The organism is Pseudomonas cedrina subsp. cedrina, assembly GCF_001983175.1.
Taxonomy (GTDB): domain Bacteria; phylum Pseudomonadota; class Gammaproteobacteria; order Pseudomonadales; family Pseudomonadaceae; genus Aquipseudomonas; species Aquipseudomonas cedrina.
In genome coordinates this window covers 63,313-85,215 of the sequence record NZ_MNPW01000009.1, presented here as the reverse complement: position 1 = coordinate 85,215, position 21,903 = coordinate 63,313, and the positions used below count along the sequence as shown (strand labels likewise).

General features: G+C 62.4%; 22 protein-coding genes. 7 read left to right on the top strand and 15 right to left on the bottom strand.

All coding sequences use genetic code 11. The annotated features are described in order from the left end of the window. The first annotated feature begins 38 nt into the window (after positions 1 to 38). From BLL36_RS19445 to BLL36_RS19435, 3 genes are all read left to right on the top strand, one after another. A complete protein-coding gene (locus BLL36_RS19445; protein WP_076952955.1) occupies positions 39 to 626 on the top strand; it encodes a UPF0149 family protein in 588 nt (195 codons plus the stop codon). Between the two features lie 20 nt (positions 627 to 646). Beyond that, a complete protein-coding gene (locus tag BLL36_RS19440; protein ID WP_162279237.1) occupies positions 647 to 1,030 on the top strand; it encodes a YbaN family protein in 384 nt (127 codons plus the stop codon). A 118-nt stretch (positions 1,031 to 1,148) separates the two neighbouring features. Continuing rightward, positions 1,149 to 4,619, top strand: coding sequence for a hybrid sensor histidine kinase/response regulator (locus BLL36_RS19435; protein WP_076952953.1), 3,471 nt, complete (start codon positions 1,149 to 1,151; stop codon positions 4,617 to 4,619). Positions 4,620 to 4,909: 290 nt separating this feature from the next. Here the strand turns inward: BLL36_RS19435 and rmuC are convergent, their stop codons facing one another. Together rmuC and BLL36_RS19425 are read right to left on the bottom strand one after the other, a co-directional pair. Further along, a complete protein-coding gene (gene rmuC, locus BLL36_RS19430; protein WP_165448115.1) occupies positions 4,910 to 6,274 on the bottom strand; it encodes a DNA recombination protein RmuC in 1,365 nt (454 codons plus the stop codon). A 175-nt stretch (positions 6,275 to 6,449) separates the two neighbouring features. Beyond that, positions 6,450 to 6,773, bottom strand: coding sequence for an SEL1-like repeat protein (locus tag BLL36_RS19425; RefSeq protein WP_076952951.1), 324 nt, complete (start codon positions 6,771 to 6,773; stop codon positions 6,450 to 6,452). Between the two features lie 458 nt (positions 6,774 to 7,231). On the opposite strand from BLL36_RS19425, the gene BLL36_RS19420 reads away from it, so the two are divergent. The 4 genes from BLL36_RS19420 (at position 7,232) to BLL36_RS19405 (ending at position 10,395) form a co-directional block, all read left to right on the top strand. After that, positions 7,232 to 7,537, top strand: coding sequence for a hypothetical protein (locus tag BLL36_RS19420; protein WP_076952950.1), 306 nt, complete (start codon positions 7,232 to 7,234; stop codon positions 7,535 to 7,537). A gap of 444 nt (positions 7,538 to 7,981) precedes the next feature. Then, complete coding sequence (locus tag BLL36_RS19415) at positions 7,982 to 8,206, top strand: hypothetical protein (protein WP_005790139.1); 225 nt, start codon at positions 7,982 to 7,984, stop codon at positions 8,204 to 8,206. Positions 8,207 to 8,482: 276 nt separating this feature from the next. Then, complete coding sequence (locus BLL36_RS19410) at positions 8,483 to 8,965, top strand: hypothetical protein (RefSeq protein WP_076952949.1); 483 nt, start codon at positions 8,483 to 8,485, stop codon at positions 8,963 to 8,965. Between the two features lie 146 nt (positions 8,966 to 9,111). Further along, positions 9,112 to 10,395 carry an OmpP1/FadL family transporter gene (locus BLL36_RS19405; RefSeq protein WP_076952948.1) on the top strand — a complete coding sequence of 428 codons (1,284 nt, stop codon included), beginning with the start codon at positions 9,112 to 9,114 and terminating at the stop codon, positions 10,393 to 10,395. 65 nt (positions 10,396 to 10,460) lie between these two features. Here the strand turns inward: BLL36_RS19405 and BLL36_RS19400 are convergent, their stop codons facing one another. The 13 genes from BLL36_RS19400 to cobO all read right to left on the bottom strand — a co-directional run bounded on the left by BLL36_RS19400 (position 10,461) and on the right by cobO (position 21,850). Beyond that, positions 10,461 to 11,009 carry a glutathione peroxidase gene (locus tag BLL36_RS19400; RefSeq protein WP_076952947.1) on the bottom strand — a complete coding sequence of 183 codons (549 nt, stop codon included), beginning with the start codon at positions 11,007 to 11,009 and terminating at the stop codon, positions 10,461 to 10,463. Positions 11,010 to 11,158: 149 nt separating this feature from the next. Next, positions 11,159 to 12,358, bottom strand: coding sequence for an MFS transporter (locus tag BLL36_RS19395; RefSeq protein WP_162279254.1), 1,200 nt, complete (start codon positions 12,356 to 12,358; stop codon positions 11,159 to 11,161). A 62-nt stretch (positions 12,359 to 12,420) separates the two neighbouring features. Then, positions 12,421 to 12,825, bottom strand: coding sequence for a MarR family winged helix-turn-helix transcriptional regulator (locus BLL36_RS19390; RefSeq protein ID WP_076952945.1), 405 nt, complete (start codon positions 12,823 to 12,825; stop codon positions 12,421 to 12,423). Positions 12,826 to 12,867: 42 nt separating this feature from the next. After that, complete coding sequence (locus BLL36_RS19385; protein WP_076952944.1) at positions 12,868 to 13,596, bottom strand: adenosylcobinamide-GDP ribazoletransferase; 729 nt, start codon at positions 13,594 to 13,596, stop codon at positions 12,868 to 12,870. Between the two features lie 2 nt (positions 13,597 to 13,598). After that, positions 13,599 to 14,174: an alpha-ribazole phosphatase family protein gene (gene cobC / locus BLL36_RS19380; protein ID WP_076952943.1), complete on the bottom strand. Its 576-nt coding sequence runs from the start codon at positions 14,172 to 14,174 to the stop codon at positions 13,599 to 13,601. Then, the gene (gene cobT / locus BLL36_RS19375) at positions 14,171 to 15,226 is read right to left on the bottom strand and encodes a nicotinate-nucleotide--dimethylbenzimidazole phosphoribosyltransferase (RefSeq protein ID WP_076952942.1); all 1,056 of its coding nucleotides are present in this window, start codon (positions 15,224 to 15,226) and stop codon (positions 14,171 to 14,173) included. Before cobT ends, cobC begins: the two co-directional genes overlap by 4 nt. Further along, positions 15,223 to 15,744 carry a bifunctional adenosylcobinamide kinase/adenosylcobinamide-phosphate guanylyltransferase gene (cobU, locus tag BLL36_RS19370; protein WP_076952941.1) on the bottom strand — a complete coding sequence of 174 codons (522 nt, stop codon included), beginning with the start codon at positions 15,742 to 15,744 and terminating at the stop codon, positions 15,223 to 15,225. Before cobU ends, cobT begins: the two co-directional genes overlap by 4 nt. 124 nt (positions 15,745 to 15,868) lie before the next feature. After that, positions 15,869 to 17,320, bottom strand: a complete 1,452-nt coding sequence (locus BLL36_RS19365) for a cobyric acid synthase (protein ID WP_076952940.1) — start codon at positions 17,318 to 17,320, stop codon at positions 15,869 to 15,871. Beyond that, positions 17,317 to 18,306 (bottom strand): threonine-phosphate decarboxylase CobD, encoded by a 990-nt coding sequence (gene cobD / locus BLL36_RS19360; RefSeq protein ID WP_076952939.1) that lies wholly within the window; start codon positions 18,304 to 18,306, stop codon positions 17,317 to 17,319. Before cobD ends, BLL36_RS19365 begins: the two co-directional genes overlap by 4 nt. Then, complete coding sequence (gene cbiB, locus BLL36_RS19355; protein ID WP_076952938.1) at positions 18,299 to 19,207, bottom strand: adenosylcobinamide-phosphate synthase CbiB; 909 nt, start codon at positions 19,205 to 19,207, stop codon at positions 18,299 to 18,301. Before cbiB ends, cobD begins: the two co-directional genes overlap by 8 nt. Then, positions 19,204 to 19,854: a 5,6-dimethylbenzimidazole synthase gene (gene bluB / locus BLL36_RS19350; RefSeq protein WP_076952937.1), complete on the bottom strand. Its 651-nt coding sequence runs from the start codon at positions 19,852 to 19,854 to the stop codon at positions 19,204 to 19,206. Before bluB ends, cbiB begins: the two co-directional genes overlap by 4 nt. Beyond that, positions 19,851 to 21,242, bottom strand: a complete 1,392-nt coding sequence (locus tag BLL36_RS19345; protein ID WP_076952936.1) for a cobyrinate a,c-diamide synthase — start codon at positions 21,240 to 21,242, stop codon at positions 19,851 to 19,853. The genes bluB and BLL36_RS19345 overlap by 4 nt, the downstream gene beginning before the upstream one ends. Next, positions 21,239 to 21,850: a cob(I)yrinic acid a,c-diamide adenosyltransferase gene (gene cobO, locus BLL36_RS19340; protein ID WP_076952935.1), complete on the bottom strand. Its 612-nt coding sequence runs from the start codon at positions 21,848 to 21,850 to the stop codon at positions 21,239 to 21,241. Before cobO ends, BLL36_RS19345 begins: the two co-directional genes overlap by 4 nt. Between the last annotated feature and the right edge of the window lie 53 nt (positions 21,851 to 21,903).

The window sequence follows — 21,903 nt, the reverse complement described above, 5'->3', positions numbered from 1 at the left end:
TAGAATTCAGCATCGTTTATTTCCAAGGTAGTCCTTCAATGTCCTTCGCTGAGCAACTAACCCGCCTGCAAGCCTTCCTCGACGCCGATGAGCTGCATGACGAGGCGCTGGACTATGTGGCCGCCCACGGCTACCTGACCGCCCTGTCGATCTGCTCCGAGGTCGTGCCCGACCGCGAATGGATCGACGCGCTGTTCGCCGAAGAGCCTCACTACACCGACGACGCGCACCGCGAAGAAATCGAATCGACCCTGCTGGCCCTCAAGGCCCACATCGGTCGCCAACTGGCGTCCGACGAGGAATTCGAGCTGCCGTGCGAGCTGGACCTGGGCGAAGACCCGGACGATTCCGACCTGCGCGGCTGGTGCATCGGTTTCATGGAAGGCGTGTTCCTGCGCGAAGCCGCCTGGTTCGAATCCGCCGAAGAAGAAGTCAGCGAGATGCTGCTGCCGATCATGGTCGGTTCGGGCCTGTTCGAAGAAGAAGCAGAGTTCTCCGACATCGCCGCCGACGCCAACCTGATGGACGACATGATCGTACAGATCCCGGAAGCCCTCACCGCTCTGTACCTGCTGTGCAACGCCCCTGACGAAAAACCGGCGATCCTCAAGCCACGTCACCACTGAGCCGCTTGCCCGTGAGACCCATGGGCAATCGCTCACCGCTCCTGCGTTACGCGCTGCTGGCCATTGGCTGGCTCAGCGTAGCGCTGGGTGTGATCGGCATTTTCCTGCCGGTGTTGCCGACCACGCCCTTCCTGTTGCTCGCCGCCGCCTGCTTCGCCCGCAGCTCCCCGCGCTTCTACCACTGGCTGGTGGAACACCCGCGACTGGGGCCGTGGATCCGAGATTATCTGGACGGCAACGGCATCCCGCTCAAGGGCAAGGTCTACGCAATCGGCCTGATGTGGCTGAGCATCGGTTTTTCCTGTTACCTGGTGCCGCTGCCGTGGGCACGGGTGTTCATGCTGACCAGTGCGGTACTGGTGACTGTTTATATCCTGCGCCAGAAAACCCTGCCACCCCGCTAGGCGCGCCTGCGACATTAAATCCCACGCGACCTTGGTCGACACTGACTAACCCCAGGCATCATGCGAGACTGTCCGACCGGGCCCGGAATGCCCGGGTGTTCTTATGCTCGGAGTTACCATGACGCTGTCCAGCGGGCTGATTGCCGCCGTTGCCCTGGCCTATATGGCCATTATGTTTGCCATCGCCTTCTACGGTGACCGCCGCCGCGCGCCATTGCCGCCGCGCATGCGTGCCTGGGTGTACAGCCTTTCGCTGGCTGTCTACTGCACCAGTTGGACGTTTTTCGGCGCGGTAGGCCAGGCCGCCGAACAGTTGTGGGCTTTTTTACCGATCTACCTGGGACCGGTGCTGCTGCTGGTGTTGGCGCCCTGGGTGCTGCAGAAGATGATCCTGATCAGCAAGCAGGAAAATATCACCTCCATCGCCGACTTCATCGCCGCGCGCTACGGTAAATCCCAGTCCCTGGCCGTGGTGGTCGCGCTGATCTGCCTGGTGGGCGTGCTGCCTTATATTGCCCTGCAACTCAAAGGCATCGTGTTGGGGGTCAACCTGCTGATCGGCGCCGGCGCCGACACCACGGGCACCCGCGCGCAGGACACGGCCTTGATCGTGTCACTGGTGCTGGCGCTGTTCACCATCGTCTTTGGCACGCGCAACCTCGACGCCACGGAGCACCATCGTGGCATGGTGCTGGCGATTGCGTTTGAGTCGCTGGTCAAGCTGTTTGCCTTTCTGGCCGTCGGCGCGTTTGTGACCTACGGCTTGTACGACGGTTTCGGTGACCTGTTCAGCCAGGCCATGCTGGCGCCACGCCTGGAGGAATACTGGAAAGAGACCGTCAACTGGCCCTCGATGGTGGTGCAGACCGGCGTGGCCATGATGGCGATCATCTGCCTGCCTCGCCAGTTTCATGTCACGGTCGTGGAGAACATTGACCCCCAGGATCTGCGCCTGGCTAAATGGGTGTTCCCCGCGTATCTGATTCTTGCCGCCCTGTTTGTAGTACCGATCGCCTTGGGCGGCAAGATGATGCTGCCCAGCTCGGTACTGCCGGATTCCTACGTGATCAGCCTGCCGATGGCTGAAGCCCACCCGGCCCTGGCGGTACTGGCGTTCATCGGCGGCGCTTCGGCGGCCACCGGCATGGTGATCGTGGCGAGCATTGCCTTGTCGACCATGGTCTCCAACGACATGTTGCTGCCCTGGCTGCTGCGTCGCTCCAGCGCCGAGCGCCCGTTCGAAGTGTTCCGCCACTGGATGCTTTCGGTGCGGCGGGTCAGTATCGTGATCATTCTGTTGCTGGCCTACGTGAGCTATCGATTGCTCGGCTCCACCGCCAGCCTGGCGACCATCGGCCAGATCGCCTTCGCCGCCGTAACCCAACTGGCACCGGCAATGCTCGGCGCGTTGTATTGGAAACAGGCGAACCGACGCGGCGTGTTCGCCGGGCTGGCGGCAGGCACCTTTCTATGGTTCTACACCCTCGTCCTACCGGTCACGGCGAAAAGCCTGGGCTGGTCCCTCAGCCTTTTCCCAGGCCTGACGTGGTTGCATTCCCACCCATTCGGTTTGTCCGTCACCTCGTTGACCCTGGGCACCGTGTTTTCCCTGGCCGGTAACTTCACGCTGTTTGTCTGGGTGTCGATGTTCTCGCGCACGCGGGTGTCCGAGCACTGGCAGGCCGGGCGTTTTATCGGCCAGGAAATCAGCCAGCGCGCCAGCGCCCGCTCGATGCTCTCGGTGCAGATCAGCGACCTGCTCAGCCTGGCCGCGCGGTTTGTCGGCGAAGAGCGCGCCCAGCAGAGCTTTATCCGCTTCGCCTATCGCCAGGGCAAAGGCTTCAACCCCAACCAGAATGCCGACAACGATTGGATCGCCCACACCGAACGCTTGCTGGCCGGTGTACTTGGCGCGTCGTCGACCCGAGCCGTGGTGAAAGCCGCCATCGAAGGGCGGGAAATGCAGCTGGAGGATGTCGTACGCATCGCCGACGAAGCGTCGGAAGTGCTCCAGTTCAATCGCGCGCTATTGCAAGGCGCCATCGAGAACATCACCCAGGGCATCAGCGTGGTCGACCAGTCGCTCAAGCTGGTGGCCTGGAACCGGCGCTACCTGGAGCTGTTCAATTACCCGGAGGGGCTGATCAGTGTAGGCCGGCCGATTGCCGACATTATCCGCTACAACGCCGAACGCGGGCTGTGCGGGCCGGGCGAGGCCGAGGTGCACGTGGCGCGACGGCTGCATTGGATGCGCCAGGGCCGTGCGCACACCTCCGAGCGTCTGTTCCCCAATGGACGGGTGATCGAGCTGATCGGCAACCCGATGCCCGGCGGCGGTTTCGTCATGAGCTTCACTGACATTACCGCGTTCCGCGAAGCCGAGAAGGCACTTACCGAGGCCAACGAAGGCCTGGAGCAACGGGTCACCGAGCGCACCCATGAACTGTCGCAGCTCAACGTGGCGCTTACCGATGCCAAGGGTGTGGCCGAGTCCGCCAGCCAGTCGAAAACACGCTTCCTGGCGGCGGTCAGCCATGACTTGATGCAGCCGCTGAACGCCGCGCGCCTGTTCTCCGCCGCCCTCTCCCATCAGAACGATGGTCTGTCCAGCGAAGCCCGGCAACTGGTGCAACACCTGGACAGTTCGCTGCGCTCCGCCGAAGACTTGATCAGCGATTTGCTGGATATTTCGCGCCTGGAAAACGGCAAGATCAATCCGCAGCGCCAGCCGTTTATGCTCAACGAACTGTTCGACACCTTGGGCGCGGAGTTCAAGGCGCTGGCCCAAGAGCAAGGTCTGCGCTTCCGTTTGCGCGGCAGTCGGCTGCGTATCGACAGCGACATCAAGTTGCTGCGGCGGATCCTGCAAAATTTTCTCACCAACGCCTTCCGTTACGCCGACGGCCCGGTGCTGCTTGGCGTACGCCGACGCAAGGGCGAACTGTGCCTGGAAGTGTGGGACCGTGGCCCGGGCATCCCGCTGGATAAACAAAAGGTGATCTTCGAAGAATTCAAGCGCCTGGACAGCCACCAGACCCGCGCGGAGAAAGGCCTGGGACTTGGCCTGGCGATCGCCGATGGCCTGTGCCGCGTGCTGGGCCACCGGTTGAGCGTGCGCTCATGGCCGGGCAAGGGCAGCGTATTCAGCGTGCGCGTGCCGCTGGCGCGCAGCCAGGCCAGCCCGGCGCTCAAGCCTCCCCAGGAAACCGGTTTGCCGTTGAGCGGCGCACAGGTGCTGTGTGTGGATAACGAAGAGAGCATCCTGATCGGCATGCGCAGCCTGTTGACGCGCTGGGGCTGTGAAGTATGGACCGCCACCGACCAGGCGCAATGCGCGGCGCTGCTGGCCGAAGGCATGCGCCCGCAACTGGCGCTGGTGGACTACCACCTGGATCATGGAGAAACCGGTACTGAACTGATGGGGTGGCTGCGCGCGCAATTGGCCGAGCCGATTCCCGGCGTGGTCATCAGCGCCGACGGCCGCCCAGAGACGGTGGCGCAGGTGCATGCGGCGGGGTTGGATTACCTGGCCAAGCCGGTGAAGCCTGCGGCGTTGCGGGCGTTGTTGAGTCGGCATTTGCCGTTGTAACCAGGCCCTGATCGGTCAACAGGTGGGCGCTGGCTTGTCTGCGATAGGCATAGGTATCTACACATTTTTGTAGTGAGCGGGCTTGTCCCGCGCTGGGCTGCGAAGCGGCCCCAAACCAGGCGAATTGCGTTATCTGAAACTGCGCGGTGTCTTTATTGGGGGCGGCTTCGCCACCCAGCGCGGGACAAGCCCGCTCACTACAGGGAGATTTGTCAGCCTTTGAAGGTTGTGTAGATACCTATGCTGCGCCCTTGCTATCGCAGGCAAGCCAGCTCCCACAGGACCGCATTCTATTCAGGCAGGTGGGCTACGCCATCGGAATCGGTCATCGCCCGCTCCAACAGATCCGCCGGCAAACTTTTACTCGCCCGAGCACCGAGCAGCCGCAATTGCTCGGTCCGGCTGACCAGGTTTCCGCGCCCATCTGTCAGCTTGTTTCGCGCCGCGCTGTAAGCCTTATCCAACTGTTGCAAACGATTACCCACTTCATCCAGGTCCTGGATAAACAGCACGAACTTGTCGTACAGCCAACCGGCGCGTTCGGCAATTTCCCGGGCGTTCTGGCTCTGGCGCTCTTGCTTCCACAGGCTGTCGATCACCCGCAGGGTGGCGAGCAAAGTGGTCGGGCTGACGATCACGATATGGCGGTCGAACGCTTCCTGGAACAGGTTCGGTTCAGCCTGCAACGCGGCGGAAAACGCCGCTTCGATCGGCACGAACAGCAACACGAAATCCAGGCTGTGCAGACCTTCCAGGCGTTTGTAATCCTTGCCGGCCAGGCCTTTGACGTGATTACGCAGCGACAGTACATGCTGTTTCAGCGCTGCCTGGCCAATCACTTCGTCGTCCGCCGCCACGTACTGTTGATAAGCGGTAAGGCTGACCTTGGAGTCCACCACCACCTGCTTGTCGCCGGGCAACATGATCAACACGTCCGGCTGGAAACGCTCGCCATCCGGCCCCTTGAGGCTGACCTGGGTCTGGTACTCGCGGCCCTTTTCCAGGCCTGCGTGCTCCAGCACCCGCTCCAGGATCAGCTCGCCCCAGTTGCCTTGGGTTTTCTGACCCTTGAGGGCACGGGTCAAGTTGGTGGCCTCGTCTGACAGGCGCAGGTTCAGTTGCTGCAGGCGTTCCAGCTCCTTGGCCAAGGAAAAACGCTCGCGCGCCTCGTTCTGGTAGCTTTCTTCCACGCGTTTTTCAAACGACTGGATGCGCTCCTTCAACGGGTCGAGCAACTGGCCCAGGCGTTCCTGGCTGGTTTCGGCGAAGCGCTGCTCGCGCTCATCGAAAATCTTGCCGGCCAATTCGGCGAACTGTGCACGCAGCTCATCCCGCGAGCCCTGCAGGTCGGCGAGGCGTTGTTGATGGCTCTCCTGCTGCTCACGCAGTTCGGCGCGCAAGGCCGCCGACAACGCATCGAGGCGGCGCAGCTCAGTCTCCTTGGCACTGCGGTCGAGGTTCCAGGCGTGGGCGGCGTCGCGGGCATTGTCGCGGTCGATCTGCAGCAATTCGACTTCGCGGCGCACGGCAGCCAGGTCAGCTTGCTTGGCCGCATTGGCGTGGCTCAGGTCACTGATCTCATCGCGGCTGGCATCCAACTGCGCGGCGAGGCCTTCCTGGGCCAACAGCGCGGTGGCGAGGCGCTCTTCAAGCAGTTCCCAGCCGGTCATGCGCGCGGTCAGTCGTCGCTGGAGTTGCCAGCACACGACCAATAAAGGCACGGCAGCGCCAGCGAGGCCCAGGGCAATACTGGTCCAGTCAAAAACCATAGACGATTCTGCCATTACCGAAAAAAAACAAGGTTAACGGAGCACAGAGCCTGAGGACAGCTCAGTCTTCGACCTGGCCCAGTTCGCGCTGGGCGCGCAGGTCACCGGCGCGCGCCGCGAGGCGCAGCAGGTCATGGCCAATGCGGCGGTCACGGGCATTGCCGCACTCACGGCACATCAGTTGGCCCAGGCGGCTTTGTGCGATAACCACCCCTTCACGGGCTGGTTGCTTGAGCAAACGCCCGGCGAAGTGCTTGACGTTGGTGCTATGGCCCAGGCGCGGACTGTCGAGTAACCACAAGGCGACCTTCAACGAGAAGCGCTTAGGGACGGTAACAGTCTGAGGGGTGTCGGTAACAGAAGGTGATACTGAGCGAAACTTCATAAAGCACTGTGGGACAGAACGGAAGGCGCGCCACTCTACTCTTTTTTTCACACAGGTAAAGCTGAAAAAACCCTGCACGCCCGTGCTAGAGCAAGCGCTCGGGACAATCCACAGAAGCTGTGGATAACTCAGTGGACAACCCTCTTCCAACCCGCGCAAAGCCCCATGGAACGGGGGCCGCAGTCAAACTGACGATTTTTTCACCAATAAAAAAAAGCCCGATTTTTCATTGACTTAAATTTTCATTGCAGGCAAATGGGGGCCTTGCTGCGGCGCTGGCGGTTGGGTTACACGCATCGCGACCAATGTGCACAAGTACCCATCCGATGGTTATATCAACGGCGCTCTTTGAAGCCATTTGCCGCAAAAATTGTTACGGCCAGGGCAAACCAAACACTTTTCAAATCGGCCCCGGCTCGCCACACTCCCCGCCCTACAGCGAAACGGTGGGTGGGTCGATGAAAGGAATGCTGGTGTTCGCCGTGTTGCTACTGGCGATCTGCGCTGTCTCTCTGGGGATCAACGCGGCACTGCCCTCTCCGGATGGAGCGCTGTTCGCCATTGCGATCCTGCTGTCCGCGGCTTTTACTGCCGTCAGCCTTTGCATCGAACTGGGTGAAGGCCGGATCAATGACATGGGCGACGTGATGAAAGTGGTCGAGACCGGCCAGTCCCTGCGCCTGACCCTCGCCGCCTACGGGCTGGGCTGCTCACTGGCAGCGGCGACGGCGGTGCTGGTGTATCAGGGCCTGCTGGGCGGCTGATTGAAGTTTTTTCACCCATGCACTTCCCTTGCCGGTTTCAATCCGTTACTATCCGCAGCGTTAGTACCAAGCTGAAAGTCAATTCTGGTCGAACCACTCCCATGCACCACACGGGATCGACCACCTCGATGGTTTCCAGGTATCACTTGCGACGACACTGCCTTTGAACAAGCAAAGGGTGTCGCGAAGTTTCAATACTCTGACCGAACCAACCTGCAAATTGATCAGGATCTTCACCCTGGGCCCAGAACCTTTGCCCCTGTTGTGCTGCCTGCCCTCCTAAGTACCTACCTGCCAGCCCAAGCGCGCCTAATTTAATAGCGCTTCAAACTGGCTGCTTTGTTCCAGTCGGGTTCTTCGTTTGATCAATGGTGATCAACGTCACTGGAACGTTTTAATACGGCACGGTTCTTATCTGTGTCATTTGTAGGAACACCAATAATCATGAACGCTCAAATCCATACTCAGGATGCCATCCGCACCCTCACCAACGCTTTTGCTCCAATGAACTGCCTGATCATGGCCGCTCGCAAAGGCTGCTTCAGCTTCACCCTGGTCAACGAACACGGCATCGCGCGTCACAGCGAACGCCTGTACCCCGATCAATACTCCAGCGCAGAACCGCTGCAGGCCGTGATCGAGCGTACCCGTCAGGCATTGACCGCCTGATCGACCCGAGTCGCTGAAACGCAAAAACCCTGTTTAACAAGCAGGGTTTTTTATTGCCCGTGATTTGTGTATTGAGCTTTTGCACTAAGTTCAGAACGGTATAACCGTTATAACTGAATGACGAAGATGATTTAAAAACAATCCTTTACACCATAAATATGACACTACACTTCAACTCGAGCGGCATGATCCGCTTCCGGCGAGCCTGAGATCCGATCCACTGCTGCCAAGCCCCCCCTCAGGCCTCGCCGACCACTTTCACGGGTTGAGGCGTCTATGGGTATCGCTGCCAGCGAATTGTGTCGTTATGTGATCCGGCCAACCTTGTCGTACCTCGGCCGCCAGGACCCGACGGCTGAGTCCTTGCTGCTGGGCATTGCCGCCAGCCAGTCGGAACTGGGTTCCGCCTTGCACGACCGACGCGGGCATGGCCTGTACAGCATCACCGAACCGCGCCATCGCGCCTTGTGGGACGGCTACCTGGCGCTGGACCCTGAGCGCGCCAGCCTGGTACGTGGGCTCGCAAGCCAGCACGCATTCCTCAGCGCACCGCAACTCGAATTGACCGTAAACCTGCGTTACGCCACGGCCATCGCCTGGCTTCTGGTGGAACAACACAGCCCCGCACTGCCACCGCCCGGGGATGTGCTGGCCATGGCGCGTATCTGGAAAGAAATATTTCACCCTCAAGGTCGGCTGCGCGATTTCACTCAAGCGTGGCAAACCTGTGTTTCGCCCATGAATCACGTGGTTTGCTGACCGGGCAATTTGCAAGATTCGCCAAAAACCCGGAATTCTGGTCGGATTGTCCTACAAAACCGCTCTATCTCCTGCATTGCAGCCTATAGCGCGATCTCAAAATTATTGTTACTTTCCGCAGCGGTGATCACCACGGAGTTCTAATAATGAAAAAAGTAATGCTCAAGACCACACTTAGCCTCGCCGTTGCCATGGCATCCTCCCACCTGTTTGCAAGCGGTTTCGCACTGAACGAACAGAGCGTCAGCGGGATGGGTACAGGTTTCGCAGGCCGCTCTTCTTCTGCCGATGATGCAAGTACTGTGTTTGGCAACCCTGCCGGTATGGCTCGCCTGAATGGGCAGCAGATCACCGGTGGCGTTGCGGCGATTGATGCGTCGACCGATATCAGCGATACCGGCGGCAACTCTCGCGGCTCCAACAAAGGTGACATGGTTCCGTTCACTGCGGTGCCATTTGGTTTCTACACCAACAAACTCAACGATCAGTGGGCTGTCGGCTTCGGTGTCTATGCACCGTTCGGCCTGGTGACCGACTATGAAAACGGCTTCCAGGGCCGTGGCTTCGGCAGCAAGAGCGAAGTGAAGGTGATGACCTTCCAGCCGACGGTCAGCTACGCGTTCAACGACCGCGTATCCATCGGTTTTGGCCCGACTTTCAACCGGATTTCCGGCGTGCTGGAATCGGATCGGACGCTGAACCCTGCTGTCAGCGATACCAACGTCAAAATCAAGGGCGACGATACTGCGCTGGGCTTCAACGTCGGCGTCCTGGTCCAGGCCACCGATACCACCCGCGTCGGCCTGACCTACCACTCGAAGGTCAAGTACAAGCTGGAAGGCCACACCACCGTCAGCGGCCCGGCGGCGACCCAGCCATTCCTGCGTAACAACCGCTACGACGCTTCCCTGAAGATCGATACCCCTGAGTCCTACGACCTGTCGGTCACTCAAGACCTGACCGATGCCTGGAAACTCTATGGTGGCGCGACCTGGACCCGTTGGAGCCGCCTGAAGGAAATCACCGTCGACAACGAAGGTGTCACGGCTGCCGGCGGCGCGCTTGCAACCAGCCAACTGCGCTCCATCACCGAAGAACAGAACTGGCACGACACCTGGGCCTACGCGGTGGGTACCTCGTACCAGCTGACCAAGCAAGTGGTGCTGCGTACCGGCTTGACGTTCGACCAGTCGCCGACCAACAACACCGATCGTTCGCCGCGCATTCCTACGGGCGACCGTACGATCTTCAGCGTCGGCCTGGGCTACAAGGTCATGGATAACATGACCATCGACCTGGCGTACTCTTACCTGAAAGAAGAGGACGTCAAGATCAACCAGACCGCGGACGCTCCGTCGACCGCCAGCTACCGCGCCAAGTACGAAAACAGTGCCAACGGTTTCGGCCTGGGCATGACCTACACCTTCTGATCCAGACCGGTGTAAAAAAGCCCCGCTCTCCTGCAAAGGAGGCGGGGCTTTTTAATGGCTGACCCTCAAGGCTTGGACGCTATCGCCTCTTCCACTGCCTTGATCAACTCCGGACTGTCCGGCTTGGTCAAGCTGGAAAAGTCGGCAATCACCTTGCCCTGCCGATCCACCACATACTTGTAGAAATTCCACTTCGGCGCGTTGCTCTGCTGCGCCAATACCTTGAACAGGTGCACCGCATCCGGCCCCTTGACCTTCTGTGGCTCGGTCATGGTGAAGGTCACGCCGTAATTGACGTAACACACCTTGGCAGTCTCCTCGCCCGTCTTGGCTTCCTGCTTGAAGTCATCGGACGGCACGCCAATCACTTCCAGCCCTTCGTCCTTGTAGCGTTGATACAACGCTTCAAGGCCTTTGAATTGCGGGGCGAAACCGCAAAAGCTGGCGGTGTTGACGATGACCAGAGGCTTGCCGGCAAAGCGCTGGCACAGGTCGATGGATTCTTTCGCACGCAGCTTGGGCAATTGCCCTTCGAGCAACGGCGGGCAACCGGCGGCCATCGCGGCACTGGCAACGGCCATGAGGACGGGTACAGCGAGCCAACGCATCGGCATGGTTATGTCCTTGTCTGTATTCAGGCTACGAACTTAACAGATCGACATACCCAGTTGCATCAACGCCAGCCCGCCGTGTTGCCAGCCCAACCAGGCCAGCAGGAGCAAACCCAGCCCCGCCAGGAGTATCACGCCACGTACCGCTATACTCATGCCGCCTCCATCTGCGCCTGCAATCGCGCCACCGGCCGCTCGCGCACCGGCCAGTTCAGGGCGGCGGCGAGCAGGCTCAATAGAATCGCCACCTGCCAGATCAAATCGTAGTTGCCGGTGCGATCATAGACCACTCCGCCCAGCCAGCCACCCAGGAACGAACCGATCTGGTGAAACAGGAACACGATCCCACCGAGCATCGAGAGGTTTCGCACACCAAACAGCGTCGCAACGGTGCCGTTGGTCAGCGGTACGGTGGACAGCCACAAAAAGCCCATGGCCATGCCAAACAGGTAGGCCGTGACTTGGGTGACCGGCGCCCACAGGAACAGCACGATCACCACAGCCCGCAGCACGTACAAACCGGTCAGCAAGCGCGGCTTGGACATGCGCCCACCGAGCCAGCCGGCGGTGTAGGTGCCGAAGATATTGAACAGGCCGATCAACGCCAGCACCGTGGTACCGGTGGTGGCCGGCAGGTGCTGGTCCACCAGATAGGCCGGCAGGTGCACGCCGATAAACACCACTTGGAAGCCACAGACAAAAAAGCCAAAGGCCAACAGCCAGAAGCCGGAATGGGAGCAGGCTTCCTTCAACGCTTCACGCAAGCTTTGCTGACCGACCATTGCCGGCAACGGCCGGTCCTTGAGCATGGCGACCAGCGGCAGGATCAACGCCACCATCAGGCCCAGCGCAAGCAATGCGGCCGACCAGCCCAGCCAACTGATCAACCCCAGTGTGCCCGGCACCATCGCAAACTGGCCGAAGGAACCCGCGGCGCTCGCGATCCCCATCGCCATGCTGCGTTTTTCCGGCGCAACGGCACGGCCGACCACGCCCAGGATCACCGAGAACGAGGTGCCGGACAGGCCGATACCGATCAGCAAGCCTGCGCTGAGGGACAGCGTCAACGCTGAATCGGACATGCCCATCAACACCAGGCCCACCGCGTACAGGACGCCGCCGATAAACACTGTTTTAGTCGCACCAAAACGGTCGGCCAGGGCGCCGGTGAACGGCTGCGCCAGGCCCCAGATCAGGTTCTGCAAAGCGATGGCGAAGGCGAAGGTTTCACGGCCCCAGCCGAACTCGCCGCTCATCGGCGCCAGGAACAGGCCGAAACCGTGCCGCACGCCCAACGACAGTGCCAGGATCAGCGCACTTCCTAAAAGAATCCAGCCACTGGTGCGCCACATCGAGGTCATTTCTTATTCTCCGCTGCGGGTATATACCCGCTTGTAGGCGAACAAACCCGCGTTCAGGCGAGTTCGTCCAGCAAGGCCAACAGGGTTTCGCGTTTTTGCGCGCCGAGTCGATCGATCAATTTCTGTTGCGCCGCTTCCCAGGCGGGTAATGCCGCGGTGAGTCGTGCTTCACCGTGCTCGGTCAACACCACCAGGCGATTGCGCAGGTCATCGCCCTCCACCAACCGTACCAGGCCCTCGCCTTCCAGCACCCGCAGGTTGCGACCCAAGGTGCTGCGGTCCAGACCCATGGCGTCCGCCAGGCTGGAAATGCTCGGCTGGTCGAGTCGCTGCAGGTTGCACAGCAAAGAATACTGGGCGACGTTGATCCCGAAGCCATCAAGGGCGCCGTCGTAGTGCCTGCTGACGCCACGGGCGGCACGTCGCAGGTTGGTACACAAACATAGGGAGGCAAGCATGGAACGTGTATATACCCGCGATTAAGGAAATGCAAGAAAGTGTTACAGCGCCAGCGCGACGACAACCGCCGTTTCGAGCAGCTCCAGCAGCGCCCCGGCGGTGTCGCCGGTCGTGCCGCCCAGGCGCTTGATCATCAACCGGCGTAGCGCCACAAAACAGATGACGGCGAACAATACGACCAGCCCGCCGTTGAAACCGCCGACCAGGATGCAGGCCAGGCCACTGAGGATTAGGACCTGTTGGCCGACGACTCTCGGTAAATGATCCGACAATGCCTGGCCCAATCCGCCGGCGCGCACGTAGCGCGTGGTGAGAAACAGCGCCAGCATCGATGCGCGCCCGATCAACGGCGCCAGGATCAATGCAGCGCCGTTGTGTTGCTCGATCAAGGCTACCAGCGCGGCGAATTTGAGCAGCAACACCAAACCCAGGGTGACCACGGCAATCGGCCCGCTGCGCGGGTCTTTCATGATCGTGAGGGTACGCTCGCGATCGCCGAAGCCGCCCAGCCAGGCATCGGCGCTGTCCGCCAGGCCGTCCAGGTGCAGGCCGCCACTGAGCAGCACCCAGGCCGTCAGCAGCAGCGCGGCGTGCAGCAACAGCGGTGCGCCCATCAATGCCGTGTTCAAGACCCACAACAGCGCGCCGAACAACAAACCGACCACCGGGTAAAACAGCAGAGAGCGCCCCATCTCCTGGGGCTGCGGCATGCCCGGCAGCCGAATCGGCAGGCTGCTGAGAAATTGCAGGGCAATCCAGAATGGCAGCATGGCTACACAACTTCCTTGAGCACGACGTCCGCGCAGACCTGCAGGCTGAACAGCCCACCGTGAACGACCTCGACATTCAACAGTTGCTCCCGAGGCAAGCCGCGCGCCTGCGCCAGCAAAAGCCGCATCACACCGCCATGACTGATCAGCAACACACGCTCACCGGCATGGGCCCGATGCAAGCGGGCGATTGCGCCGAGCACCCGCTGGGAAAACTCAATGACAGGCTCGCCCTGGGGCGGCGTAAAACCGTAGGGATCGGCCCAGAACAGACCCAGCCCTTGCGCGTCGGTCTCCATCAAGGCCGCCGCACTCTGCCCTTCCCAAGCGCCGAAGTGCAGCTCTTGCAGGTCTTTTTCCAGGGTCACCGGCAGGTTGAGCCGAGCGCCTAATTCTTCGGCAAACCGCGCGCACCGTTGCAGCGGCGAACTGACCAGGCGGTCCCATGGCTTCTGCTGCTCCACTGCCGCGCGCATCTGCGCCCAGCCCTCGGCGGTGAGGGCGTCGTCCAGGCTGCCGCGCAAGCCGCCGCCCAGTTCGGTTTCGCCGTGGCGCAGCAGGTCCAGGCGCAAGGTCATGCCGGCCGGTCCGCCACGGCGGCTTCGGCGAACGTCGCCATCTGCCCGTGCAGCGCACAGGCCAGGCGCAACAACGGCACCGCCAATGCCGCACCGCTGCCTTCGCCCAGGCGCAAGCCCAGTTCCAGCAGCGGCTGCGCGTCAAGGCTTTGCAGCACGTGATGATGGCCGGGCTCGGCGCCGCGATGGCCGAACACCAACCATTCACGGCAGGCCGGGTTCAAGCGTGTGGCGACCAGCGCCGCGACGCTGCAGATAAACCCGTCCACCAGCACCACCACGCCGTCCTGGGCACACGCCAGGTACGCACCCACCAGCGCAGCAATCTCAAAGCCGCCGAGGTTGAACAGCGTGTGCAATGCATCACCGCGCTGCCCGGCATGCAAGGCCAATGCACGCTCGATCACCGCCACCTTGCGGTTGACGCCTTGGGCATCCAGCCCGGTGCCTGGCCCCGTGAGGTCACTGACCCGGCAATCGAGCAACGCACAGGCCAGCGCGCTGGCGGCAGTGGTGTTGCCGATGCCCATCTCGCCACCGATAAACAGCTGCGCCCCCGCTGCCAGCGCGCGCCGCGCACTGTCGCGACCGGCCTGCAGGGCGAGTTGCCCCTGGGCGTCGGTCATTGCCGGGCCGTTGACGAAGTTGGCGGTGCCCGCGCCGATATTCAGGTGACGCACACCGGGCAGGTTCAGGGCTGGCGTCACCGTGCCCAGGTCGACCACTTCCAGCGGTGCATCCAACTGCCGCGCCAATACGCTGATGGCCGCGCCGCCGGTGACAAAGTTATGCAGCATCTGCCCGGTGACCGCCTGGGGAAACGCTGACACGCCTTCGGCAACCACGCCATGGTCGCCGGCGAAGATGGCGATCCACAGCTGATCCACCGACGGCTTGACTTGGCCCTGCAGGCCGGCCAACTGCACCGCCAGCGCTTCCAACAGGCCGAGAGAGCCGGCCGGCTTGGTCAATTGCTGCTGGCGTGCCAGGGCTTCTTCGTACGCTTGGGCGTCAACCGTCTTACACGGGTTGAGCCACCAGGTGTCCGTCATAACGCAGTACCTTTCAAAGTCAGGGGCAGGCCGGCGACGGTCAGGACTACACGCTGACAGCGCTTGGCCAAGGCTTGATGCAGCCAACCGGCTTCATCCACATAGCGGCGAGTCAATTCGCCCAGCGGCACGACACCCAGACCGGTCTCGTTGCTAACAAAAATGATTTCACCCGGCAGCGCGGCCAGGTTTTCCAGCACTTGGTCGCGCTCGAACGCCAAGCGCGCGCGGTCTTCGAGCATCAGCAGGTTGGTCAGCCACAGGGTCAGGCAGTCCACCAGCAGGCACTGCCCGGGCGCCGCGTTTTCACGCAGCACGCGCGCCAGTTCGATGGGCTCTTCGATCAGGCCCCAGTGGTCCGGGCGACGTTGGCGATGCAGGGCGACGCGTTCGCTCATCTCGCCGTCCAGCGCTTGGCTGGTGGCGATGTAAGTGACGGGCAAGGCGCTGTCGCCGGCGAGCTTTTCGGCGAGACGGCTTTTGCCGGAACGGGCGCCGCCGAGGATTAGTTGATGCATGGCGCCACACCTCTATTTACAACTCGGTCAAATGTGGGAGCTGGCTTGCCTGCGATGGCATCAACCGGTTGCTCCTGATACACCGAGCTGCCCGCATCGCAGGCAAGCCAGCTCCCACACACAGTCAAACCCCGCATAGTTTGCGCAACAATTCAGTGTCCAGATGGTTTTCCACCAAGTCAGCCAAGCGCTCGATATCCCGCTCGCGCAACGCGTGGTAATCCACTTCCTGCACGTCCTGCAAACCCGCCCAGCGCAGCAAGGCGCTGCACGCGGCAGGGGTTTCGAACAGGCCATGCAGGTAGGTCCCGAGAATTTGCCCATCCGCGCTTTGGGCGCCATCGCTGCGCCCGTCGTCCAGGCGCACCGCCGCGTTCGCCAAGGCTTCGCCGCACGTCACGCCCGCATGGATTTCATAGCCGCTGACCTCGGCGTCCTCCAGCAACAGGCGACCGCGCACATTGCGCAGCTGTTTCTCTTGCGCAAGCGTGGTACTGAACGCCAGCAACCCCAGGCCGTCGCTCGAGCCGGCCGGCCCTTCCAGGCCCAGCGGGTCGTGCACCTGCTCGCCGAGCATCTGCAGGCCGCCGCAAATGCCGAGCACTTTGCCGCCATAGCGCAGATGCCGTGACACAGCGACATCCCAGCCATTGGCGCGCAGATAGGCCAGGTCGTTGCGCACGCTTTTCGAGCCGGGAAGGATGATCAGGTCGGCAGCGGGGATCGGCTGGCCTGGCCCGATGAATTGCAGGTCCACCTGGGGATGCAAGCGCAGCGGGTCGAAATCCGTGTGGTTGCTGATGCGCGGCAACACCGGCACCACCACCTTGAGCACCTGGGCAGCCTTGTCGACCTGACGTTTGTCGATACCGTCTTCGGCTTCCAGATGCAAGTCCATCACGTAGGGCAACACGCCCACCACGGGTTTACCGGTGCGCGCCTGCAGCCAATCCAGTCCCGGCTGCAGCAGCGCGATGTCGCCGCGAAAACGGTTGATGATGAAACCTTTGACCCGCGCCTGCTCCGTTGGCGAGAGCAGTTCCAGGGTGCCGACCAAATGGGCAAATACGCCGCCGCGATTGATATCGGCGATCAGCAGTACCGGGCAGTCCACCGCTTCGGCAAAGCCCATGTTGGCGATGTCATTGGCGCGCAGGTTGATTTCCGCGGGCGACCCGGCGCCTTCCACCATCACCACGGCGTAGGCCTGGCTCAACCGTGCATGGGAGGCCAGCACCGCTTGCATCGCAATGGCTTTGTAGTCGTGATAGGCCACCGCGTTCATGCTGGTCACGGCGCGGCCGTGGATGATCACCTGGGAGCCGGTGTCGCTGTTGGGTTTGAGCAGCACCGGGTTCATGTCGGTGTGCGGCGCCAGGTTGGCGGCCTGGGCCTGCACCGCCTGGGCGCGGCCGATTTCGCCACCTTCGGCGGTCACCGCACTGTTGAGCGCCATGTTTTGCGGTTTGAACGGCACGACCGCCACGCCCTGGCGCACCAGCCAGCGGCACAGCGCCGTCACCAATGTACTTTTTCCGGCGTCCGAGGTAGTGCCTTGCACCATCAGCGTACTCATGTAGCGTCCTTGTAGGCGGCCAGGGCCTGGTCCAGGCGCAGCCAGTCGGCCTCGGTGCCGGGCAGGCCGAAACGCAAGCTGCTGTCATGCACGAACAGGCGCAGCAGGATGCCGCGCTGGGCCATGAACTCGTGCATGCGCTCGGCGTGAGGCGTGATCAGCCACTGGAACAGGGCGCAACCGCCCTGCGGGTGCAAGCCATGCCCCTCAAGCATGTCGAACAAGCGCTGGGCGGTCTCGATGCACCGTGCGCGCTGCCGTGCATGCCCGGCGCTGTCGCGCAGGCACACCTGGCCGAGCACCCGCGTGGGCCCGCTGACCGCCCAAGGGCCGACCTGTTCGGCCAGCAACTTGAGCAGCTTGCGCTCGGCCAATACAAAGCCCAGCCGCACGCCGGCCAGGCCGAAGAACTTACCGAACGAGCGCAACACAATCAGGCCGACCTGATGCGCCTGGCCCGCAAGGCTCAGTTCGGGGGTCACGTCCATGAACGCTTCGTCCACCACCAACCAGCCGCCGCGCTGGGCCAGCCGCGAGTGCCAGTCCAGCAAACGCTGGGGAGCCAGGCTCAAGCCGGTGGGATTGTTGGGGTTGACCACTACCAGCACGTCGAGCACATCGAGGAAGAAATCAACTTCCTGCTCTTGCACTTCACGCACCACGTAACCGGCTCGGCGCCAGGCCTCGGCGTGTTCGGCGTAGCACGGCGAGAGCACACCGACCTTGCCGGAGCGGCGCAGGCGTGGCAGTAACTGGATGGCTGCCTGGGAGCCTGGCACCGGCAATAAGTGCGCGGCGCCGTAATAGGCGCTTGCGGCCTGCTCCAGGCCGTCGTCGGTTTCCGGCAGGCGCGCCCAGGCCCGCAGGGGGATCTCGGGGATCGGCCAGGGCCAGGGCGCGAGACCGCTGGACAGGTCCAGCCAGTCGGCCTCGGCTATCCCGTACTGAATCGCTGCCTTGCGCAGCCGGCCACCGTGTTCAAGCATAGTATTGCGCCCCCACGCACAGGATCAGCAGCCACAACCATACGCCGCGCTGCACCAGTTGCCAGCCCCGCTCAATCGAATCGGCATCCGCCGCCGGACCTTCGCCCAACTGCGGGCGCTGGTGCACTTCGCCGTGATAGATCGCCGGACCACCCAGCTCAACGCCCAAGGCTCCCGCACCGGCGGCCATCACCGGCCCCGCATTGGGGCTGTCCCAGGTCGGCCCCTGGGTGCGCCAGCAACGCAGCGCCAGGCGCGTCTTGCCCAGCACGGCGTAGGTCAATGCCACCAGGCGTGCGGGAATATAGTTCAGCACATCGTCGATTTTTGCGGCCGCCCAACCGAAGCGCTCAAAGCGTTCGTTGCGATAGCCCCACATGGCGTCGAGGGTGTTGCTCAGGCGATACAGCACCACGCCCGGCACGCCGGCGACCACAAACCAGAACAGCGCGGCGAACACCGCATCGCTGCCGTTTTCCAGCACCGATTCGGTGGCCGCGCGGGCGACTTCGGTAGGGTCCAGCTCACTGGTCTGGCGGCTGACCAGGTAACTCACGCGCGTGCGCGCCTCTTCCAGGTCATCGCTGCGCAGGGCCTGGGCCACCGGGAGCACATGCTCGCCCAGACTGCGCATGCCAAGGGCGAGGTACAACGCCAGGATCTCCAGGACCCAACCGATATACGGCGCCCACGACAACGCCGTGGCCAGCAAGGTCAGCGGCACCACGGCAATAAACCACGCGGTCACGCCATGGCTGCGCCAACCGCGGCCACCGCTGTTGAAACGTTGCTCGATGCGCCCGGCGAAATTGCCGAACGCCACCAGCGGATGCCAGCGCCTGGGCTCGCCCAGCAGCGCATCCAGCGCCACTGCAGCCACACACAGCAAGGCCACACTCATTGACTCACTCCCCACACATTCTCATACAACATGTCACTCAGCGGCCGAGGTTCGGTCCAGCCTTCGAGCTGCAACATCGGCGCCGGGTAGAACTCGGTCACCGGGCCCAGGCACAGCACGGCCAGGGGTTTTGCGCCAGGCGGCAAACCCAGCAGGTCGGCGAGCGCCTGTGGCTCGAACAGCGAGACCCAGCCCATGCCCAGCCCTTCGACGCGGGCCGCCAGCCACAGATTCTGGATGGCACAGGACAGCGAGGCCATGTCCATTTCCGGCAAGGTACGACGGCCGAAAATGTGGCGCTCGCGATCGTCCATCAACGCGGCCACCAGCACTTCGGCGCAGTCGTGGATGCCCTCGACCTTGAGTTTCATGAACGTATCGGAACGCTCGCCCAGGGCTTCGGCGGTGCGGATGCGTTCTTCTTCCACCAGTTGCTGGATTTGCCCGCGCAGTTGGCGGTCGCTGATACGGATAAAACGCCAGGGCTGCATCAGGCCCACGCTGGGTGCCTGGTGCGCGGCCTGGAGCAGGCGGTGCAGCAATTCAGGAGCCACCGTGCCGCCGCTGAAGTGGCGCATGTCGCGGCGTTCGGCGATGGCGCGGTAGACGGCGTCGCGGTCGGCCTGGGGGAAGGCGTTGTCAGTCATGACCCTATCGCGGGCAATCCCGCTCCCACAATTGACCGAGTTGAAACACTATCCAAGGTGGGAGCTGGCTTGCCTGCGATAGCGGTCTCAAGATCCGGCGCAAATAATGCAGCCACCGCCGATGGATTGGATGGAAAGTAAAAATGCACGTAGGAAGCCGTCATCCGCCCTTGTCGGTAAACCGCCTCCGCCCCGCGCCCACCATTGGGGCTCAGGCCACGGGCAATCGGCTGGCATTCAGTGCTGGTCAGGGAATGGTGATAGGTATGGCCACGCAACGTGCCTTCCGGCAACTCGACACTCTGCAACGCCAACGCCGCAAGTTTCTTCTGCATCACCGCATCGCCCTGCAACAGACCGAGCAGTTCGGCGCGGGTGCCGTCGACATCGGTCAACGAGTCCAGCAGGTAGAGCATGCCGCCGCATTCGGCGAGCAAGGGTTTGCCGGCCGCGTGGTGAGCGCGGATCGCGTCGAGCATCGACGTGTTTGCCGACAGGGCCTGGTGATGCAGCTCCGGGTAACCGCCGGGTAGATAGAGGCTGTCGGCTTCAGGCAAGGCGTGGTCATGGATCGGAGAAAAGAAACTCAACTCGGCGCCCATTGCCCGCAGCAGGTCAAGACTGGCGCCGTAGGTAAAGGCGAAGGCTTCATCACGGGCCACGGCGATACGCACGCCATCGAGCAGCGGCTCAGCATTGACCACCTGTGGCGCAGCGAAGGTTACCGGCGGCGGCAAGGCCACTTCGCAACTGCTGCCCAACGCCTGGGCGGCGGCGTCCAGGCGTACATCGAGGTCATTCAGTTCGCTGGCTTGCACCAGGCCCAGGTGACGGCTAGGCAATTCAATACTGGTTTCGCGGGACAGCGCGCCGTACCAACGCAGGCCCTCGGTGAGGCTGCCTTCCAGCAATTGCGCATGGCGCAGGGTGCCGACGCGGTTGGCCAGCACGCCGGCGAACGGCAGATCCGGCTGATAGCGCGCCAGGCCCAGCGCCAACGCGCCGAAGGTCTGGGCCATGGCCGTGCCGTCGATCACGCCCAATACCGGCACGCCGAAGTGGCGCGCCAGGTCGGCACTGGAAGGTGTGCCGTCAAACAGGCCCATCACACCTTCGATCAGGATCAGGTCCGCCTCACCGGCGGCTTCCCAGAGCAAACGACGGCTTTCCTGCTCGCCCACCATCCACATGTCCAATTGATACACCGGCGCACCGCTGGCGCGTTCGTGGATCATCGGGTCGAGGAAGTCCGGGCCGCATTTGAACACGCGTACCTTGCGCCCCAGGTTGCGGTGCAAACGGGCGAGCGCGGCGGTGACGGTGGTTTTGCCCTGGCCGGACGCCGGTGCGGCGATCAATACGGCCGGGCAATGACGGGGCTGATTCAAAGTTCGACGCCCTTCTGTGCCTTGATGCCGGCCTGGAACGCGTGCTTGAGCATGCCCATTTCGGTGACGGTGTCGGCCATCTCGATCAACTCAGGCTTGGCGCCACGGCCGGTGACCACCACGTGCTGCATCGGCGGCCGGGCTTGCAGGTCGCCGAGCACTTGGTCGAGGTCGAGGTAGCCGTGCTTGAGGGCGATATTGAGTTCGTCCAGCACCACCATGCCAATGCTCGGGTCTTGCAGCATCGCGCGGGACACCGCCCAGGCCGCTTCGGCGGCGGCGATGTCGCGCTGGCGGTCCTGGGTTTCCCAGGTGAAGCCTTCACCCATGACGTGGAAACGCACCTGCTCGGGGAAACGGCGCAAGAACAATTCTTCGCCCGTGCTGTGGCGTCCCTTGATGAACTGCACCACGCCGCACTGCATGCCGTGGCCCATGGCCCGGGCGAGCATGCCGAACGCGGAGCTGCTCTTGCCTTTGCCGTTGCCGGTCAGCACCAGGAGCAAGCCGCACTCGTTGGGGGAATTGGCGATGCGTTCGTCGATCACGGCTTTTTTACGCAGCATGCGCGCCAGGTGGCGTTCGTCGCGGTCGGGGGAATCGGTCATGGCAGCTCTCCGTTGGGGCTGGACAAAAACGGCGGGCAGGAAAAAACAAAAAA

Coding starts and splice junctions, on each gene's coding strand:
- BLL36_RS19445 (WP_076952955.1), top strand. CDS start 39: ATGTCCTTCGCTGAGCAACTAACCCGCCTGCAAGCCTTCCTCGACGCC.
- BLL36_RS19440 (WP_162279237.1), top strand. CDS start 647: ATGGGCAATCGCTCACCGCTCCTGCGTTACGCGCTGCTGGCCATTGGC.
- BLL36_RS19435 (WP_076952953.1), top strand. CDS start 1,149: ATGACGCTGTCCAGCGGGCTGATTGCCGCCGTTGCCCTGGCCTATATG.
- BLL36_RS19425 (WP_076952951.1), bottom strand. CDS start 6,773: ATGAAGTTTCGCTCAGTATCACCTTCTGTTACCGACACCCCTCAGACT.
- BLL36_RS19420 (WP_076952950.1), top strand. CDS start 7,232: ATGAAAGGAATGCTGGTGTTCGCCGTGTTGCTACTGGCGATCTGCGCT.
- BLL36_RS19415 (WP_005790139.1), top strand. CDS start 7,982: ATGAACGCTCAAATCCATACTCAGGATGCCATCCGCACCCTCACCAAC.
- BLL36_RS19410 (WP_076952949.1), top strand. CDS start 8,483: ATGGGTATCGCTGCCAGCGAATTGTGTCGTTATGTGATCCGGCCAACC.
- BLL36_RS19405 (WP_076952948.1), top strand. CDS start 9,112: ATGAAAAAAGTAATGCTCAAGACCACACTTAGCCTCGCCGTTGCCATG.
- BLL36_RS19400 (WP_076952947.1), bottom strand. CDS start 11,009: ATGCCGATGCGTTGGCTCGCTGTACCCGTCCTCATGGCCGTTGCCAGT.
- BLL36_RS19395 (WP_162279254.1), bottom strand. CDS start 12,358: ATGTGGCGCACCAGTGGCTGGATTCTTTTAGGAAGTGCGCTGATCCTG.
- BLL36_RS19390 (WP_076952945.1), bottom strand. CDS start 12,825: ATGCTTGCCTCCCTATGTTTGTGTACCAACCTGCGACGTGCCGCCCGT.
- BLL36_RS19385 (WP_076952944.1), bottom strand. CDS start 13,596: ATGCTGCCATTCTGGATTGCCCTGCAATTTCTCAGCAGCCTGCCGATT.
- cobC (WP_076952943.1), bottom strand. CDS start 14,174: ATGACCTTGCGCCTGGACCTGCTGCGCCACGGCGAAACCGAACTGGGC.
- cobT (WP_076952942.1), bottom strand. CDS start 15,226: ATGACGGACACCTGGTGGCTCAACCCGTGTAAGACGGTTGACGCCCAA.
- cobU (WP_076952941.1), bottom strand. CDS start 15,744: ATGCATCAACTAATCCTCGGCGGCGCCCGTTCCGGCAAAAGCCGTCTC.
- BLL36_RS19365 (WP_076952940.1), bottom strand. CDS start 17,320: ATGAGTACGCTGATGGTGCAAGGCACTACCTCGGACGCCGGAAAAAGT.
- cobD (WP_076952939.1), bottom strand. CDS start 18,306: ATGCTTGAACACGGTGGCCGGCTGCGCAAGGCAGCGATTCAGTACGGG.
- cbiB (WP_076952938.1), bottom strand. CDS start 19,207: ATGAGTGTGGCCTTGCTGTGTGTGGCTGCAGTGGCGCTGGATGCGCTG.
- bluB (WP_076952937.1), bottom strand. CDS start 19,854: ATGACTGACAACGCCTTCCCCCAGGCCGACCGCGACGCCGTCTACCGC.
- cobO (WP_076952935.1), bottom strand. CDS start 21,850: ATGACCGATTCCCCCGACCGCGACGAACGCCACCTGGCGCGCATGCTG.